Origin of the sequence: Pseudomonas sp. NPDC089752, assembly GCF_044748725.1 — a bacterium.
Classification (GTDB): domain Bacteria; phylum Pseudomonadota; class Gammaproteobacteria; order Pseudomonadales; family Pseudomonadaceae; genus Aquipseudomonas.
This window is the reverse complement of sequence record NZ_JBIVGP010000005.1, coordinates 94,775-111,366: the sequence shown is the minus strand read 5'-3', so window position 1 is coordinate 111,366 and position 16,592 is coordinate 94,775. Positions and strand designations below refer to the sequence as shown.

Genomic DNA, 16,592 nt, shown 5'->3' with positions numbered 1-16,592 from the left:
GACGGCCATGCAGCATGGCCGTCGCGGGCAAATACTATTAGGCTGCCGGTATCATTCTGGCCTTGGGTTGATTCATGTCCACACTTTATCGCACGACGCTGGCAATGTGCTGCCTGGCCTCGCTCCTCCCTCTCGGCGCCCTGGCCGCCGATGCCGAGCAACCGGCCGCGACCACAGAAGCGCCCGCTACCCCCGCACCGCGCCCACCCTTGCTGGAGCGTAGCCAGGAAGATGCCCAGGCCCTTGAGCGCCTGGTGCCCAAGGCCGAGCAGCAAACGCTGCAAGCGGGTACCGAGAGCTTTCTGGCCCTGTGGAAACCGGCCAATGACAGCGACCCGCAAGGCGCTGTGATCATCGTCCCTGGCGCTGGTGAAACAGCCGACTGGCCCAATGCGGTCGGCCCGCTGCGGCGCAAATTCCCCGATGTCGCCTGGCACAGCCTGAGCGTCAGCCTGCCCGACCTGCTCGCCGACAGCCCGCAGGCGCGGGTCGAAGCCAAGCCAGCAGCCGAGCCTGCGAACGACAAAGGCGAAAGCGCGCCGGCCAAGGACACCCCCGCCGATGCCAATGCCAACGTCGCCCAGGCGACGGCGGCCGATGCGGATACGGCGGAAAGTACCGATGCCGAGCAAGCCGGCGAGCAGAACGACACGGCCGATGCCGAACGCATCTTCGCCCGCCTTGACGCGGCCGTGGCTTACGCCCAACAGCACAACTCGCGCAGCATCGTGCTGATCGGCCATGGCAGTGGGGCTTACTGGGCGGCCCGCTATCTGAGCGAGAAGCAGCCGCCGCAGGTGCAAAAGCTGGTGATGATCGCCGCGCAGACGCCGGCGCGGGTCGAGCACGACCTGGAAAGCCTGACGCCGACCCTCAAGGTGCCGACCGCCGACCTGTACTACGCCACCCGCACTGGCGACCGCAATGCCGCCGCGCAACGCCTGCAGGCCAGCAAGCGGCAGAAGGACAGCCAGTACAAGCAGCTGTCGCTGATTGCCATGCCGGGGAACAAGGCAGCCGAGCAGGAGCAGCTGTTCCGCCGGGTGCGAGGGTGGATGTCGCCGCAGGAATAATTGTACCGGTCTCTTCGCGGGCAAGCCCGCTCCCACAAGCACAGCACCGTTCTCAAGTGCGGTGTTGTACCTGTGGGAGCGGGCTTGCCCGCGAAGAGGACCTCAGAGCCCCCGCCGCTTACGGATCAATGCATAAGCCTGATGCAAATCACGCGTCCGCTCGGTCGCTTCGCGCACCTGAACTTCACTGGCACCACTGCCGGCCAGCTTATCCGGATGGTACCGGCTGACCAGGCGACGATAGGCCTGCTTGACCTGGTCACCCTCAGTGTCCACATCCACCCCCAGCAAACGCAGCGCTGCCGCATAGGTCATCACGCCGCTGGCCGCGTTCATCTTGCGCGGCTCGTACTCCAGTGAAATGGCCTGTACCTGGCGCTGGCTCAAGCCCAGTTTCTGCCCCCAGTCCAGCAGCAGCTCCCGCTCATGCTGCCCCGCCTTGCCATCGGCCCAGGCCATGCGCCAACACGCGCGCAGAGTGCCTTCGGCCGCATGCGGCTGCAGACGGATACGGCGCAGGTGGTGGCCCAGGCGATCTTTACCCGCCTTGCCACGGTTGAACGCAGCGATCGCACGCAGCCGCGCAGCCTCGGCCAGATCCAGGCGCACCATTTCCTGACGGGCCTGCTGGATATGCTGCTCCGCCACCCGGCCATCGCTCTTGGCCAGCCGGCCCAGCAGGACGAACAACAACTCTTCGTCACGCATTGGCGCACGGCCACTCAGCCGCTCGCGCATGTCGTCCCAGCCCTGCACGCGCAGACGCCGGTCCATCGCCTGGCCAAGCAACCCGCCCAGCAGGGCGCCAGGAATGCTGGCGACAGCGAACCCTGCACCCAATCCGATCACCGTGCTTGGCCACCACATGTCAGGCGCGCTCGCCAATCAAGCGCTCGGCTTCGGCCAGGCGCTCCTGGGTGCCGACATCGACCCAGTTGCCACGGTAGTGTTCGCCACTGACCTTGCCCGCCGCCATGGCCTTGCGCAGCAACGGCGCGAGCTTGAAGGCACCTACCTGGCAGCCTTCGAACAACGCAGGGTGCAGCACCGAAAGGCCGCTGAAGGTCAGGGTGCCGGGCGCATCGTCCCCGTCCACGACCTGATCGCCCTGCAAACGGAAATCGCCACGCCCGTGGTGCCCTGGGTTGTCGACCAACACCAGGTGAGCCAGGCCCTGCAGGGGTGAACGCAGGCGGGTGAAGTCGAAGTCGGTCCAGATGTCGCCATTGACCAGGGCGAAAGGCTCATTGCCCAGCAACGGCAAGGCCTTGAAGATCCCGCCCCCGGTTTCCAGCGGTTCACCCTCGGGCGAATAGCGGATACTCAGGCCGAAACGGCTGCCGTCGCCCAGATGGTCCTCTATCTGCTGGCCAAGCCAGGCATGGTTGATCACCACCTCGGTGTAGCCTGCGCCGGCCAGCGCGTTCAGGTGGTATTCGATCAATGGCTGGCCGGCCACCGGCAGCAACGGCTTGGGGGTGTGCAGGGTCAGCGGGCGCATGCGCTCGCCCTTCCCCGCCGCGAGAATCATCGCTTTCATGCACGCGCTCCGGCTTTCAGTTCGGCGATCAGCTGGCCCAGCTCGGCGAGCTCCGGGCGGCGGCCGATCACTTCATCTATATAGGCGAAGAAACGTGGCACGTCGGCCAGGTAGCGGGGTTTGCCGTCACGGTGGCAGATCCGGGCGAAGATGCCGATCACCTTCAGATGACGCTGCACGCCCATCAGATCGCTGGCGCGCTGAAAGTCCTCGAACGACGATTGCACCGGGATGCCGGCGTCTTGCGCCTTGTCCCAGTAATGGCGCAACCAGCCTTCGACGCGGGCCTGCGGCCAGCTGAGGAACGCGTCTTTGAACAGGCAGGTAATGTCGTAGGTAACAGGGCCATAGACCGCATCCTGAAAGTCCAGCACGCCCGGGTTGGGCGTGCTCTGCATCAGGTTGCGCGGCATGTAGTCGCGGTGCACCAGCACCTTGGGCTGCGCCAGGGCGCTGTCGATCAGCCGTTGGCTGACGCGCTGCCAGGTCGCTTTTTGCGCTTCGCTCATGGCCAGCCCGAGCTCGCGCCCCACGTACCACTCTGGGAACAGCTCGACTTCACGGCGCAGCAGGGCGTCGTCATAGCTCGGCAGCGGCGCCTCCATTGGCAGGCGCTGGAAGGCCAACAGAGCCTCGATGGCATCGGCGAACAACGCATCGGCGTTATCGCCATCAATGATGTCCAGGTATGTCTGGTGCCCCAGGTCGCCCAACAGCAGGAAACCCCGCTCCAGATCCTGGGCATGTATCAGCGGCACATGCACGCCCGCACTGGCCAGCAGGTGGTCGATGGCGACGAATGGTCGGCAGTTTTCCTGTGGCGGCGGCGCGTCCATGATCACGAAACTGTGGCCTGCGCCCTGCCAGCGGAAGTAGCGGCGGAAGCTGGCATCGCTGCTGGCGGCGGTCAGGCTGCCCTCGGGCACCTCGCCCCAGGCGTTGTCGCGAAAGAGTACTTCGAGCTGTTCGGCGAGCCAGACAGTCAGTTGTTGCAGGCGTACATCGTGTTCAGGCATTACAAGGGTCTCCGACGGCCCCTAGCCGTCAAGCGGGTCATGCTTTATTATCCAGCATCTTTTTCAGACCATCGAGAGGCGTGCGGCCCCACACGCGGGCAGATGGCACGCAGGAAGCCCGGACTAATAAGATGGCATTGAAATCCCCCGCGTTTCGTAGAAAGTTTCCGTTGCTGGTCACCGGCAGTCTGCTGGCCCTGCAACCATTTGCCACCTCGTACGTGGTCGCAGCCGAGCAGTTCGACTGCCAAGTGTCCGCCTCTGGTGGTTGGGACTGCAAGCCCAAGAGCCCAGTCAACAACCTGCCACCGCGCCCTGTGCACGAGGGTACTGCCGTCACTTCCGGCACCGAGGCCCCATCGGCCGAGGCCGAAAGCGCTGACAAGCCGGTGCTGGTCACCGAGAGCAAAGGCCGTGGCCTGAAGTCGCGCAGCGAAGATTACAGCCATCTCGACTGGGTCCCCCGCGACAAGCTCACCGCCGCGCAGCTGGCCGAAACCGGCCCGTACTGCGGCGGTGCGTATGTCGAACCGACCCGCCCGGGCATGGCCGACACCACGCCCAAGGACGAGTCGCCGACCTACATCAACGCCAAGGTCTCCAAGTACCAGCAGGAGCAGCAGATCGCTACCCTCGCCGGTGACGTGGTGATGCGCCAGGGCAGCATGCAGGTCGAAGCCGACGAGGCCAACCTGTACCAGGCCGAGAACCGTGGCGAGCTCAAGGGCAACGTCAAGATTCGCGACAACGGCTCGCTGGTCGTCGGCGACGAGGCACAGATCCAGCTCGACACCGGCGAAGCCCAGGTCGACAACGCCGAATACGTGATGCACAAGTCGCACATCCGCGGCAACGCCCTGTACGCCAAGCGTGGCGAGAACGCCATCATCCGTCTGAAAGACGGTACGTACACCACCTGCGAACCGGGCAGCAACGCCTGGCAGCTCAAGGGCAACAACATCACCCTGAACCCGGCCACCGGCTTCGGTACCGCGACCAACGTCACCCTGCGGGTCAAGGATTTCCCGGTGTTCTACACACCGTACATCTACTTCCCGATCGATGACCGTCGCCAGTCCGGCTTCCTGCCGCCGTCGTTCAGCAGCACCAGCGACACCGGCTTCATGCTGGTCACGCCGTACTACTTCAACCTGGCGCCAAACTATGACGCCACGTTGTACCCGCGCTACATGACCAAGCGTGGCTTGTTGATGGAAGGCGAATTCCGCTACCTGACCAAGTCCAGCGAAGGCCAGTTCGGCGGCGCGTACCTGAACGACAAGAACGACGATCGCAAAGACCAGACTGACTACAAAGAACAGCGCTGGATGATCAACTGGCAGCACAAAGGTGGCCTGGACGAGCGCCTGATGACTGAAGTCGATTACACCGATATCAGCGATCCGTTCTACTTCCAGGACCTGGAAAGCGATCAGATCGGGGTTGAAACCCACGATGTGGTCAACCAGCAGGGTGCACTCACCTGGCGCGGCGATACCTATACCGCACGCCTGAATGCACAAGCCTACGAGATGGCGACCCTGTCGCAGATCACGCCGTACAACAAGCTGCCGCAACTCACCGTCGATGGCATGCTCCCTTACCATCCGGGTGGTGTCGACTTCAGCTACCAGACCGAGGCCGTGCGCTTCGATCGTGATCTGAAGGACGACTTCGTCACCGACGAGGATGGCAACCCTGACTTCAGCGCAGGCGCCGCTGGCCGTCGTCTCGACGAGAACGTAAGCGGTATCGCGCGGGCCAACGGCAACCGACTGAACTTCGCTCCGGCAATCAGCCTGCCGATGCAAGCCAGCTATGGTTACGTCACGCCGAAGCTGAAATACGTCTACACGAACTACGACCTCGATCTCGACAGCCAGGGCAAACAACAGGCTATCGCACAATCGGGAACGCCCGGCTACGGCAGCTACAGCAGCTCCATCAGCCGCGATGTACCTGTGTTCAGTGTCGACAGCGGCCTGTACTTCGACCGCAACACCTCGATGTTCGGCAACAACTATCGCCAGACCCTCGAACCGCGCCTGTTCTACCTCTATGTCCCGTACAAGGACCAGAAGGACATCCCGCTGTTCGACACCAGCGAAACGCTGTTCAGCTACGACTCGCTGTTCCGCGACAACCGCTTCAGTGGTTGGGACCGTATCGGTGACGAGAACAAGCTGTCGCTCGGCGTGACTACCCGCTGGATCGAAGACAACGGCTTCGAACGTCAGAACTTCAGCATTGGCCAGGCGTACTACTTCAAGGATCGCAAAGCCCAGCTGCCGGGTATCGATTACCGTACCCGCGATGACGCTCAATCCGATGTTTCGCCTTATGCACTGGTGTACAACTACTACTTCAACCGCGACTGGCGCTTCAATTCGGACTTCAACTGGGACCCGGACAGCCGCAGCACCCGCTCGGGTAGCGCGATGTTCCACTACCAGCCTGAAGACAACCCGAACAAGATCGTCAACCTCGGCTATCGCTATCGCAACGACACCATCGCCTACGACTCGGCAACGGGTACCTGGAAAGTGGGTGGCGGCGACTATGGCACGCCGGGCAGCGCCAACTACATCAAGGACTACTACAAGATCCAGCAGCACGACTTCTCGGTCATCTGGCCGATCGTGCCGCAATGGAACGTCATCGCCCGCTGGCAGCACGACTACAACCGCAACCGCACCCTGGAGGCCATGGGCGGTTTCGAGTACGACAACTGCTGCTGGAAGCTGCGCCTGATCAACCGTTACTGGATCGACTACGACGACTTCAGCCAGGCCCTTCCGCAGAACGAAAAAGGCGACCATGGCATCTTCCTGCAGATCGTGCTGAAAGGCCTCGGTGGCGTGGTAGGCAACAAGGTCGAATCTTTCCTCGACCAAGGCATTCAAGGTTACCGTGAACGTGAAGACCAAGCTTATTGATCGTCTGCGCCCAGTGTTGCTGGGTGCTGTATTGCTGAGTGGCGCGGTGCATGCCGCGGTGCAACCTCTGGACAGCGTCGTGGCCATCGTCGATAACGACGTGATCATGAAGAGCCAACTGGACCAACGCGTTCGGGAAGTAGAGCAGACCATCGCCAAGCGCGGTGGTGGCTCGCCACCCCCAGGCGCACTGGACCAGCAGGTACTGGAACGCCTGATCGTCGAAAACCTGCAGCTGCAGATCGGCGAACGTTCGGGCATCCGCATCACCGATGAGGAGCTGAACCAGGCCATCGGCACCATTGCCCAGCGCAATGGCATGTCGCTGGATCAGTTCCGCGCAGCCCTGGCCCACGATGGCCTGTCGTTCGACGACGCACGTGACCAGGTCAAGCGCGAGATGATCATCAGCCGCGTGCGCCAGCGCCGCGTGGCCGAGCGCATCCAGGTTTCCGAGCAGGAAGTGAAGAACTTCCTCGCCTCGGACATGGGCAAGATGCAGATGTCTGAAGAGTACCGCCTGGCCAACATCCTCATTCCGACACCTGAAGCCGCCAATTCGGACGACATCAGGAAGGCTGCGGACAAGGTTGGCGGTGTCTACCAGCAACTGCGTAATGGCGCCGACTTCGGCCAGATGGCAATTGCCAACTCCAAGAGTGAGAACGCCTTGGAAGGCGGCGAGATGGGCTGGCGTAAAGCCGCGCAACTGCCACCGGAATTCGCCAAGCTGCTGAGCGGCATGAGCGTTGGCGACATCACCCAGCCCCTGCGTATCCCCAGCGGCTTCATCATCATCAAGCTCGAAGAGAAGCGCGGTGGCAGCGAGAACGTGCTGCGTGACGAAGTTCACGTGCGCCACATCCTGATCAAGCCAAGCGAAGTTCGCAGCGAAGCGGCCACCGAGCAGCTCGCCGAAAAACTCTACGAGCGGATCAATAACGGTGAAGACTTCGCCACCCTGGCCAAGAGCTTCTCGGAAGACCCGGGTTCGGCGCTCAACGGCGGCGACCTCAACTGGGTCGACCCGAACAGCCTGGTGCCGGAGTTCCGCGAGCAGATGGCCGACGCCCAGCAAGGCGTGGTGACCAAACCGTTCAAGACCCAGTACGGCTGGCATGTCCTGGAAGTGCTGGGCCGCCGCGCCACCGACAGCACCGAACAGGCCCGCGAGCAACAGGCCCTGAGCGTTCTGCGCAACCGCAAGTATGACGAAGAGCTGCAGACCTGGCTGCGCCAGATCCGCGACGAAGCCTACGTTGAAATCAAGCTGCCTGGCGCTGACCAGGCCGCACAGTGAAGCCCCTGCGCTTCGCCGTCACCCCCGGCGAACCAGCCGGCATAGGCCCCGACCTGTGCCTGCTGCTCGCCGCCGACGCCCAGCCCCACCCTCTGATCGCCATCACCAGCCGTGACCTGCTCGCCGAGCGGGCCACGCAGCTGGGGCTGGCTGTCAGCCTGCTGCCGGTAGCCCCGGGCCAATGGCCCGACCAACCGGCGCCAGCAGGCAGTCTGTACGTTTGGGACACCCCCCTTGCCGCCCCCGTGGTCCCGGGCCAGCTGGACAAAGCCAATGCGGCCTTCGTTCTGCAAACCCTGACCCGTGCCGGCCAAGGCTGCCTGAACGGCGACTTTGCCGGGATGATCACTGCCCCTGTGCACAAAGGCGTGATCAACGAAAGCGGCATCGCCTTCTCAGGCCATACCGAATTCCTGGCGGATCTGACCCACACCGCGCAAGTGGTGATGATGCTGGCCACCCACGGCTTGCGCGTGGCCCTGGTGACCACACACCTGCCACTGCGGGACATCGCCGACGCCATCACCCCTGAGCGCCTGGAGCGGGTCACGCGTATTCTGCATGCCGACATGCGCGACAAGTTCGGCATTGCCAACCCACGCATCCTGGTTTGCGGGCTCAACCCGCATGCCGGCGAAGGCGGCCACCTGGGCCGCGAAGAAATCGACATCATCGAACCGGCACTGGCCCGCCTGCGCACCGAAGGCATGGACCTGCGCGGCCCGCTGCCGGCCGATACCCTGTTTACCCCCAAATATCTGGAGCACTGCGACGCGGTGCTGGCGATGTACCACGACCAGGGCCTGCCCGTACTCAAGTACAAAGGCTTCGGCGCAGCTGTGAACGTTACCCTGGGCCTGCCGATCATCCGCACGTCGGTCGATCATGGCACCGCCCTGGACCTTGCCGGGACTGGCAAGGTAGACACCGGCAGCCTGCGCGTCGCACTGGAAACCGCCTACCAGATGGCCGAGAACCGACCATGAACGAGCAATACCAACACCGGGCGCGCAAGCGCTTCGGCCAGAACTTCCTGCACGACGCCGGCATCATCGACCGCATCCTGCGCGCCATCAATGCCAAGGGCGGCGAGCACCTGCTGGAGATCGGCCCCGGCCAGGGCGCCCTCACCGAGGGCCTGCTGGGCAGCGGCGCACAGCTGGACGTGGTCGAGCTGGACAAGGACCTGGTGCCGATCCTGCAGCACAAGTTCGCCGGCCGCGACAACTTCCGCCTGCACCAGGGCGACGCCCTGAAGTTCGACTTCAACCAGTTGGGCGTACCGGCGCGTAGCCTCAAGGTGGTCGGCAACCTGCCCTACAACATCTCCACCCCGCTGATCTTCCACCTGCTCAGCCATGCCGGGCTGATCCGCGACATGCACTTCATGCTGCAGAAGGAAGTGGTCGAGCGCATGGCCGCAGGGCCGGGTGGCGGTGACTGGGGCCGGCTGTCGATCATGGTGCAGTACCACTGCCGGGTCGAGCACCTGTTCAATGTCGGCCCTGGTGCGTTCAACCCGCCGCCGAAAGTGGATTCGGCGATCGTGCGCCTGGTGCCGCATGAAGTCCTGCCATTCCCGGCCAAGGATCACCTGCTGCTCGAGCGCGTCGTGCGCGAAGCTTTCAACCAGCGCCGCAAGACCCTGCGCAACACTCTCAAAGGGCTGCTCGACAGCGCAGCTATCGAAGCTGCTGGCGTCGACGGCAGCCTGCGCCCTGAACAGCTGGACCTGGCAGCCTTCGTGCGCCTGGCCGACCAGTTGGCCGATCAGCAAGCCTGATTTCGCCCATACCGGCCTCTTCATCCTCCTGTGGGAGCGGGCTTGCCCCGCGAAGAGGCCGGTGCTGATACCACCCCTTCCCAAGCTAGCCCTCCCCCCTGCCAATGGCCTAGACTGCGTTATTGCGTCAGTTCGCCCAAGGCCTTTGCATGTCCGACTCCCGCTATCAGATCGACGTCAGCGTCGTGACCCGTTACCTGAAAGATCAATCCGACCCCGAAAGCGATCGCTTCGCCTTCGCCTACACCATCACCGTGCAGAACAACGGCTCGGTCACCGCCAAGCTGATGTCTCGCCACTGGCTGATCACCAATGGTGACGGCGAGGTCGAGGAAGTGCGCGGCGCCGGGGTGATCGGCCAGCAACCGACCATCGAACCCGGCCAGAGCCATACCTACAGCAGCGGCGCCGTCATCAGCACCCGCGTGGGCACCATGCAAGGCAGCTACCAGATGTTCGCCGAAGACGGTAAGCGCTTCGACGCCAACATCGCACCTTTCCGCCTCGCGGTACCGGGAGCCCTGCACTGATGGCCACCTATGCCGTCGGTGACCTGCAAGGCTGCCTGCAACCGCTCAAGTGCCTGCTCGACCGCGTCAATTTCAACCCAGCCGTGGACCGCCTGTGGCTGGTCGGCGACCTGGTCAACCGCGGCCCCGAGTCGCTGGAAACCCTGCGCTACCTCTACAGCATCCGGCAATCGCTGGTCTGCGTCCTGGGCAATCACGACTTGCACCTGCTGGCCGCCTGGCACAACGTCGAGCGGCTGAAAAAAAGCGACACCCTGCGCGAAATCATCGAAGCATCAGACGCCGACCTGCTGTTCGACTGGTTGCGACGGCAGAAGCTGCTGCATTACGACGAGCCACGGGGCATCGCCATGGTCCATGCCGGTATCCCACCGCAGTGGACGCTGGGCACCGCCCTTGAGCTGGCCGCCGAAGTCGAGGAAGTGCTGCGCGACGATGGTCGCCTGAAGCTGTACCTCGACGGCATGTACGGCAATGAGCCGAACAAGTGGAGCAAACACCTCAGCGGCGTGGAGCGCCTGCGGGTGATCACCAATTACCTCACCCGCATGCGCTTCTGCACCGCCGAAGGCAAACTCGATCTCAAAAGCAAGGAAGGCCTGGGTACAGCCCCCAAAGGCTACAAGCCCTGGTACGCGCACAAGGGCCGCCGCTCGCGGCACGTGAAGATCATCTTCGGCCACTGGGCCGCCCTGGAAGGCCGCGTCGACGAGCCAGGCATCATCGCCCTGGACACCGGCTGCGTATGGGGCGGCGCGATGACCCTGTACAACGTCGACAGCGGTGAATATCACCGTTGCGACTGCGCCGACGGCGGCACCCTACCCACGTCGCCACAACCGGCTAAACTCAATGACCACCCCTGAAGGAAAGCCCCACCCATGAGCGAATTCAAGCGCATCCCCCCTGAGCAGGCCCTGGAGCTTCGCAAGAAGGAAGGTGCGGTCGTCGTCGACATTCGCGACCCACAGGCCTATGCCGCTGGTCATATCACCGGTGCTCTGCATCTGGATAACCAGTCGGTGCCCGATTTCATCCGCAATGCCGACCTCGACGCGCCGACCCTGGTGGTCTGCTACCACGGCAACTCCAGCCAGAGCGCGGCCGCCTACCTCGTCAACCAGGGCTTCTCCGACGTATACAGCGTCGATGGCGGCTTCGAACTGTGGCGCGCCACCTACCCGGCCGAGACCGCCCAGGGCAACGCCGAATAATTTTTTCATTTGTACTACAGCCCGCGTCCCACGCGGGCTGGCGCCTCACCTGACGAACGGTCGTTCGCAACTTCTCCGCCGCTTGCCCTTGACCTTGCGGATAACCAACTATTCTTAAGCGCAGGCCATCCAAAAAAGGGGAGAGCCGGTACACCGGCGTGCGGGTCATCGGTAGCGTTACAGGGTGTTCTGGGGGGTATACAGCAATCGGCGAACCCGGTTGCATGCCAGCATCAGCTGACTGATCCGGCGTCGTCTCCACGTATCGAGCGAGGTGACGTCATGAGTATTTTTAGCCACTTCCAACAACGTTTCGAGTCCACGCGCCAGGAAGAACTCTCGCTGCAGGAGTACCTCGAGCTGTGCAAAGAGGATCGCAGTGCCTACGCCTCGGCGGCTGAACGGCTGTTGCTGGCCATCGGTGAGCCAGAACTGATCGACACCTCAAGCAACTCCAGACTGTCGCGCATCTTCTCCAACAAGGTGATCCGCCGCTATCCGGCCTTTGCCGACTTCCATGGCATGGAAGAGTGCATCGACCAGATCGTGTCGTACTTCCGCCACGCCGCCCAAGGCCTGGAAGAGAAGAAACAGATCCTCTATCTGCTGGGCCCGGTGGGCGGCGGTAAATCGTCGTTGGCCGAAAAACTCAAGCAGCTGATGGAAAAGGTCCCTTTTTACGCGATCAAGGACTCGCCGGTATTCGAATCGCCGCTGGGCCTGTTCAACGCCACCGAAGATGGCGCCATTCTCGAAGAAGAGTACGGCATCTCACGGCGCTATCTGAACACCATCATGTCGCCCTGGGCCACCAAGCGCCTGCAGGAATTTGGCGGCGATATCAGCAAGTTCAAGGTGGTCAAGCTGTACCCTTCGATCCTCAACCAGATAGCCATCGCCAAGACCGAACCGGGTGACGAGAACAACCAGGACATCTCGGCGCTGGTCGGCAAGGTGGATATTCGCAAGCTCGAAGAATTCCCGCAGAACGACGCCGACGCCTACAGCTACTCGGGCGCGCTGTGCCGGGCCAACCAGGGCCTGATGGAATTCGTCGAGATGTTCAAGGCGCCGATCAAGGTCCTGCACCCACTGCTCACCGCCACCCAGGAAGGCAACTACAACAGTACCGAAGGCCTCGGCGCGATCCCCTACTCCGGGATTCTGCTGGCCCACTCCAACGAATCGGAGTGGCACACCTTCCGCAACAACAAGAACAACGAAGCGTTCATCGACCGGATCTACATCGTCAAGGTCCCGTACTGCCTGCGCGTCAGCGACGAGATCAAGATCTACGACAAGTTGCTGATCAACAGTTCGCTGGCCAAGGCCCACTGCGCACCCGATACCCTCAAGATGCTGGCCCAGTTCACCGTGCTCTCTCGCCTCAAAGAGCCGGAAAACTCCAACATCTACTCGAAGATGCGGGTCTACGACGGCGAAAACCTCAAGGATACCGACCCGAAAGCCAAGTCGATCCAGGAGTACCGCGACTCCGCGGGCGTCGACGAAGGCATGAACGGTCTGTCGACCCGCTTCGCCTTCAAGATCCTCTCCAAGGTGTTCAACTTCGACCCGCATGAAGTGGCGGCCAACCCCGTGCACCTGCTGTACGTGCTGGAACAGCAGATCGAGCAGGAACAGTTCCCGGCTGAAGTGCGCGAACGCTACCTGCGCTATCTGAAAGAGTACCTGGCGCCGCGCTACATCGAGTTCATCGGCAAGGAAATCCAGACTGCGTACCTGGAATCCTACAGCGAGTACGGCCAGAACATCTTCGACCGCTATGTGCTGTACGCCGACTTCTGGATCCAGGACCAGGAATACCGCGACCCGGAAACCGGCGAAATCCTCAACCGCATCGCCCTCAACGAAGAGCTGGAAAAAATCGAAAAACCGGCCGGCATCAGCAATCCGAAGGATTTCCGCAACGAGATCGTCAACTTCGTGCTGCGTGCCCGGGCCAACAACAACGGCAAGAACCCGAGCTGGCTCAGCTACGAGAAGCTGCGGGTGGTGATCGAGAAGAAAATGTTCTCCAACACCGAAGACCTGCTGCCGGTCATCAGCTTCAACGCCAAGGCCAGCAAGGAGGATCAACAGAAACACAACGACTTCGTCACGCGGATGGTGGAGCGTGGCTACACCGACAAGCAGGTGCGCCTGCTGTCGGAATGGTACCTGCGGGTCAGGAAATCGCAATAAAGCGGCAAGCTACAAGCCGCACGCCCAAGGCTGGCTTGCCAGCTGCGGGCGGCGGCGGCTGATTTACATGCAGCTCGTAGCTTGAAGCGTGCAGCTGTTCCCAGCTACCGGAGGGACCATGAGCTACGTTATCGACCGACGCCTGAACGGCAAGAACAAGAGCACGGTCAACCGCCAGCGCTTTTTGCGGCGCTACCGTGAACACATCAAGAAAGCCGTCGAAGAGGCCGTGAGCCGCCGTTCCATCATGGACATGGAGCACGGCGAACAGATCAGCATTCCGGGACGCGACATCGACGAACCGGTGCTGCACCATGGCCGTGGCGGCAAGCAGACCATCGTGCATCCGGGTAACAAGGAATTCACAGCAGGCGAACATATCCCCCGGCCGCAAGGCGGTGGCGGCGGCGGTGGGCGCGGCAAGGCCGGCAATTCCGGCGACGGCATGGATGATTTCGTCTTCCAGATCACCCAGGAAGAGTTCCTCGAATTCATGTTCGAAGACCTCGAACTGCCCAACCTGGTCAAACGCCACCTGACCGGCGCCGACACCTTCAAGACCGTGCGAGCCGGCATTGCCAACGAAGGCAACCCGTCACGCATCAATATCGTGCGCACCCTGCGCTCGGCCCACGCCCGGCGCATCGCCCTGACCGGCAGCAGCCGTGCGCTGCTGCGCGAGGCACAGAAGGAGCTGGCGCGGCTTAAAGTAGAAGAGCCCGACAACTTCACCGATATCCAGGAAACCGAGCAAGAAATCGAGCGCCTCAAGGCACGCATCAATCGCCTGCCCTTCCTCGACACGTTCGACCTCAAGTACAACCTGCTGGTCAAACAGCCCAATCCCAGCTCCAAGGCGGTGATGTTCTGCCTGATGGACGTGTCCGGCTCGATGACCCAGGCCACCAAGGACATCGCCAAGCGCTTTTTCATCCTGCTGTACCTGTTCCTCAAACGGAATTACGACCGCATCGAGGTGGTGTTCATTCGCCACCACACCAGCGCCCGCGAAGTGGACGAGGAAGAGTTCTTCTACTCCCGCGAGACCGGCGGCACCATCGTTTCCAGCGCCCTGAAAATGATGCAGGAGATCATGGCCGAACGTTACCCGGCCAGCGACTGGAACATCTACGCCGCCCAAGCCTCCGACGGCGACAACTGGAACGATGACTCGCCCATCTGCCGCGAGATCCTTTCCAAGCAAATCATGCCGCACGTGCAGTACTACACTTACGTCGAGATCACCCCGCGTGAGCATCAGGCGCTGTGGTACGAGTACGAGCGGATTGGCGAGGCCTTCCCCGACACATTCGCCCAGCAGCAGTTGGTTTCGGCCGGCGATATCTACCCGGTCTTCCGTGAACTCTTCCAGCGCAGGTTAGCCACATGACCGCCAGAGCACAGAGACGCCAACCCATTTCCACCGGGTCCGAGTGGACGTTCGAGCTGATCCAGACCTACGACCGGGAAATCAGCCGCCTGGCCGAACGTTATGCCCTGGATACCTATCCCAATCAGATCGAGGTAATCACCGCCGAGCAGATGATGGACGCCTACGCCTCCGTCGGCATGCCGCTGGGTTATCACCACTGGTCTTACGGCAAGCAATTCCTCAGTACCGAGAAGTCCTACAGCCGCGGCCAGATGGGCCTGGCCTACGAAATCGTGATCAACTCCGATCCGTGCATCGCCTACCTGATGGAAGAAAACACCATGTGCATGCAGGCACTGGTGATCGCCCACGCGTGCTATGGCCACAACAGCTTCTTCAAAGGCAACTACCTGTTCCGCACCTGGACCGATGCCACCTCGATCATCGATTACCTGGTGTTCGCCAAGCAGTACATCGCCCAGTGCGAGGAACGCCATGGCATCGATGCCGTGGAAGACCTGATCGACTCCTGCCACGCGTTGATGAATTACGGCGTGGACCGCTACAAGCGTCCCTATCCCATCTCCGCCGAGGAAGAGCGTCGGCGCCAGAAGGACCGCGAAGAGCACCTGCAGCGCCAGATCAACGACCTCTGGCGGACGATTCCCAAGAGTGCCGACAAAGGCGGCGAGCGCGACGATGCGCGCTTCCCCGCCGAGCCTCAGGAAAACATCCTGTATTTCATCGAGAAAAACGCGCCATTACTGGAGCCGTGGCAGCGAGAAGTGGTGCGCATCGTGCGCAAGATCGCCCAGTATTTCTACCCGCAACGCCAAACCCAGGTGATGAACGAAGGGTGGGCGACCTTCTGGCACTACACCCTGATGAACGACCTGTACGACGAAGGCCTGATCACTGAAGGCTTCATGATGGAGTTCTTGCAGTCGCACACCAGCGTCGTGTTCCAACCGGGTTTCGACAGCCCGTATTACAGTGGCATCAACCCCTATGCACTGGGTTTTGCCATGTACACCGATATCCGCCGCATGTGCGAAAACCCTACTGAGGAGGATCGCCGCTGGTTCCCCGACATTGCCGGCAGTGATTGGTTATCTACCCTGAAGTTCGCCATGAGCAGCTTCAAGGATGAGAGCTTCATCCTGCAGTATTTGTCACCCAAGGTGATCCGCGACCTCAAGCTGTTCAGCATCCTCGACGATGACCAGCGTGACGACCTGCTGGTGCCGGCCATTCACGACGAAGCCGGCTACCGGGTGATCCGCGAATTGTTGGCAGCCCAATACAATCTCGGCAACCGCGAACCCAACGTACAGATATGGAGCATCGACCGCCGCGGCGACCGCTCGCTGACCTTGCGCCACCAGCAGCACAACCGCAAACCGCTGGGCGACTCCACTGAGGAAGTGCTCAAGCACCTGCACCGCCTGTGGGGCTTCGACATCCATCTGGAGACCGTCCAGGGCGACCAGGTGGTCAAGACCCACCACATGCCGCCACGTGGCGAGCATGGGGACAGCGGCGACTATGGCCGCATGGACCTCGCTGTCATCCATCACCTCTAGCCAGCACCCGCCATTCCTGCCGACAGGGTATCCTGTGGGC

General features: G+C 62.1%; 14 protein-coding genes. 11 read left to right on the top strand and 3 right to left on the bottom strand.

Annotated elements, in window-relative coordinates; all coding sequences use genetic code 11:
- Positions 1-74: 74 nt before the first annotated feature.
- Complete coding sequence (locus ACIPZF_RS09890) at positions 75-1,073, top strand: alpha/beta hydrolase family protein (RefSeq protein WP_400798323.1); 999 nt, start codon at positions 75-77, stop codon at positions 1,071-1,073.
- A gap of 102 nt (positions 1,074-1,175) precedes the next feature.
- Here ACIPZF_RS09890 and ACIPZF_RS09885 read toward each other — a convergent pair whose 3' ends face one another.
- The 3 genes from ACIPZF_RS09885 to ACIPZF_RS09875 are packed head-to-tail and all read right to left on the bottom strand — an operon-like array spanning position 1,176 to position 3,629.
- Positions 1,176-1,940, bottom strand: a complete 765-nt coding sequence (locus ACIPZF_RS09885; protein WP_400798320.1) for a TerB family tellurite resistance protein — start codon at positions 1,938-1,940, stop codon at positions 1,176-1,178.
- A 1-nt stretch (position 1,941) separates the two neighbouring features.
- Positions 1,942-2,613 (bottom strand): N-acetylmuramate alpha-1-phosphate uridylyltransferase MurU, encoded by a 672-nt coding sequence (gene murU / locus ACIPZF_RS09880; RefSeq protein ID WP_400798318.1) that lies wholly within the window; start codon positions 2,611-2,613, stop codon positions 1,942-1,944.
- Entirely contained in the window at positions 2,610-3,629 is a 1,020-nt protein-coding gene (locus tag ACIPZF_RS09875; RefSeq protein ID WP_400798315.1) for an aminoglycoside phosphotransferase family protein, read from the bottom strand. Before ACIPZF_RS09875 ends, murU begins: the two co-directional genes overlap by 4 nt.
- Positions 3,630-3,760: 131 nt before the next feature.
- Here ACIPZF_RS09875 and ACIPZF_RS09870 point away from each other — a divergent pair, with 131 nt between their 5' ends.
- The 10 genes from ACIPZF_RS09870 to ACIPZF_RS09825 all read left to right on the top strand — a co-directional run bounded on the left by ACIPZF_RS09870 (position 3,761) and on the right by ACIPZF_RS09825 (position 16,552).
- Positions 3,761-6,565 (top strand): LPS-assembly protein LptD, encoded by a 2,805-nt coding sequence (locus tag ACIPZF_RS09870; protein ID WP_400798312.1) that lies wholly within the window; start codon positions 3,761-3,763, stop codon positions 6,563-6,565.
- Positions 6,546-7,865, top strand: coding sequence for a peptidylprolyl isomerase (locus ACIPZF_RS09865; protein WP_400798310.1), 1,320 nt, complete (start codon positions 6,546-6,548; stop codon positions 7,863-7,865). Before ACIPZF_RS09870 ends, ACIPZF_RS09865 begins: the two co-directional genes overlap by 20 nt.
- On the top strand, positions 7,862-8,851 hold the full coding sequence (gene pdxA, locus ACIPZF_RS09860) for a 4-hydroxythreonine-4-phosphate dehydrogenase PdxA (protein ID WP_400798307.1): 990 nt from the start codon (positions 7,862-7,864) through the stop codon (positions 8,849-8,851). Before ACIPZF_RS09865 ends, pdxA begins: the two co-directional genes overlap by 4 nt.
- Positions 8,848-9,648, top strand: coding sequence for a 16S rRNA (adenine(1518)-N(6)/adenine(1519)-N(6))-dimethyltransferase RsmA (gene rsmA, locus ACIPZF_RS09855; RefSeq protein ID WP_400798304.1), 801 nt, complete (start codon positions 8,848-8,850; stop codon positions 9,646-9,648). Before pdxA ends, rsmA begins: the two co-directional genes overlap by 4 nt.
- Positions 9,649-9,797: 149 nt before the next feature.
- Complete coding sequence (gene apaG / locus ACIPZF_RS09850) at positions 9,798-10,178, top strand: Co2+/Mg2+ efflux protein ApaG (RefSeq protein ID WP_400798302.1); 381 nt, start codon at positions 9,798-9,800, stop codon at positions 10,176-10,178.
- Positions 10,178-11,044 carry a symmetrical bis(5'-nucleosyl)-tetraphosphatase gene (locus tag ACIPZF_RS09845; protein ID WP_400798299.1) on the top strand — a complete coding sequence of 289 codons (867 nt, stop codon included), beginning with the start codon at positions 10,178-10,180 and terminating at the stop codon, positions 11,042-11,044. The genes apaG and ACIPZF_RS09845 overlap by 1 nt, the downstream gene beginning before the upstream one ends.
- Before the next feature lie 15 nt (positions 11,045-11,059).
- The gene (glpE, locus tag ACIPZF_RS09840) at positions 11,060-11,392 is read left to right on the top strand and encodes a thiosulfate sulfurtransferase GlpE (RefSeq protein ID WP_400798296.1); all 333 of its coding nucleotides are present in this window, start codon (positions 11,060-11,062) and stop codon (positions 11,390-11,392) included.
- 282 nt (positions 11,393-11,674) lie between these two features.
- Complete coding sequence (locus tag ACIPZF_RS09835; protein ID WP_400798294.1) at positions 11,675-13,597, top strand: PrkA family serine protein kinase; 1,923 nt, start codon at positions 11,675-11,677, stop codon at positions 13,595-13,597.
- A 118-nt stretch (positions 13,598-13,715) separates the two neighbouring features.
- Complete coding sequence (locus ACIPZF_RS09830; protein WP_400798291.1) at positions 13,716-14,987, top strand: YeaH/YhbH family protein; 1,272 nt, start codon at positions 13,716-13,718, stop codon at positions 14,985-14,987.
- Positions 14,984-16,552: a SpoVR family protein gene (locus ACIPZF_RS09825; RefSeq protein ID WP_400798289.1), complete on the top strand. Its 1,569-nt coding sequence runs from the start codon at positions 14,984-14,986 to the stop codon at positions 16,550-16,552. The genes ACIPZF_RS09830 and ACIPZF_RS09825 overlap by 4 nt, the downstream gene beginning before the upstream one ends.
- Positions 16,553-16,592: the final 40 nt, after the last annotated feature.

Excerpts from the sequence above, each read along its gene's own strand:
- ACIPZF_RS09890 (WP_400798323.1), top strand. The coding sequence starts at position 75 with ATGTCCACACTTTATCGCACGACGCTGGCAATGTGCTGCCTGGCCTCG.
- ACIPZF_RS09885 (WP_400798320.1), bottom strand. The coding sequence starts at position 1,940 with ATGTGGTGGCCAAGCACGGTGATCGGATTGGGTGCAGGGTTCGCTGTC.
- murU (WP_400798318.1), bottom strand. The coding sequence starts at position 2,613 with ATGAAAGCGATGATTCTCGCGGCGGGGAAGGGCGAGCGCATGCGCCCG.
- ACIPZF_RS09875 (WP_400798315.1), bottom strand. The coding sequence starts at position 3,629 with ATGCCTGAACACGATGTACGCCTGCAACAACTGACTGTCTGGCTCGCC.
- ACIPZF_RS09870 (WP_400798312.1), top strand. The coding sequence starts at position 3,761 with ATGGCATTGAAATCCCCCGCGTTTCGTAGAAAGTTTCCGTTGCTGGTC.
- rsmA (WP_400798304.1), top strand. The coding sequence starts at position 8,848 with ATGAACGAGCAATACCAACACCGGGCGCGCAAGCGCTTCGGCCAGAAC.
- apaG (WP_400798302.1), top strand. The coding sequence starts at position 9,798 with ATGTCCGACTCCCGCTATCAGATCGACGTCAGCGTCGTGACCCGTTAC.
- ACIPZF_RS09845 (WP_400798299.1), top strand. The coding sequence starts at position 10,178 with ATGGCCACCTATGCCGTCGGTGACCTGCAAGGCTGCCTGCAACCGCTC.
- glpE (WP_400798296.1), top strand. The coding sequence starts at position 11,060 with ATGAGCGAATTCAAGCGCATCCCCCCTGAGCAGGCCCTGGAGCTTCGC.
- ACIPZF_RS09835 (WP_400798294.1), top strand. The coding sequence starts at position 11,675 with ATGAGTATTTTTAGCCACTTCCAACAACGTTTCGAGTCCACGCGCCAG.
- ACIPZF_RS09830 (WP_400798291.1), top strand. The coding sequence starts at position 13,716 with ATGAGCTACGTTATCGACCGACGCCTGAACGGCAAGAACAAGAGCACG.
- ACIPZF_RS09825 (WP_400798289.1), top strand. The coding sequence starts at position 14,984 with ATGACCGCCAGAGCACAGAGACGCCAACCCATTTCCACCGGGTCCGAG.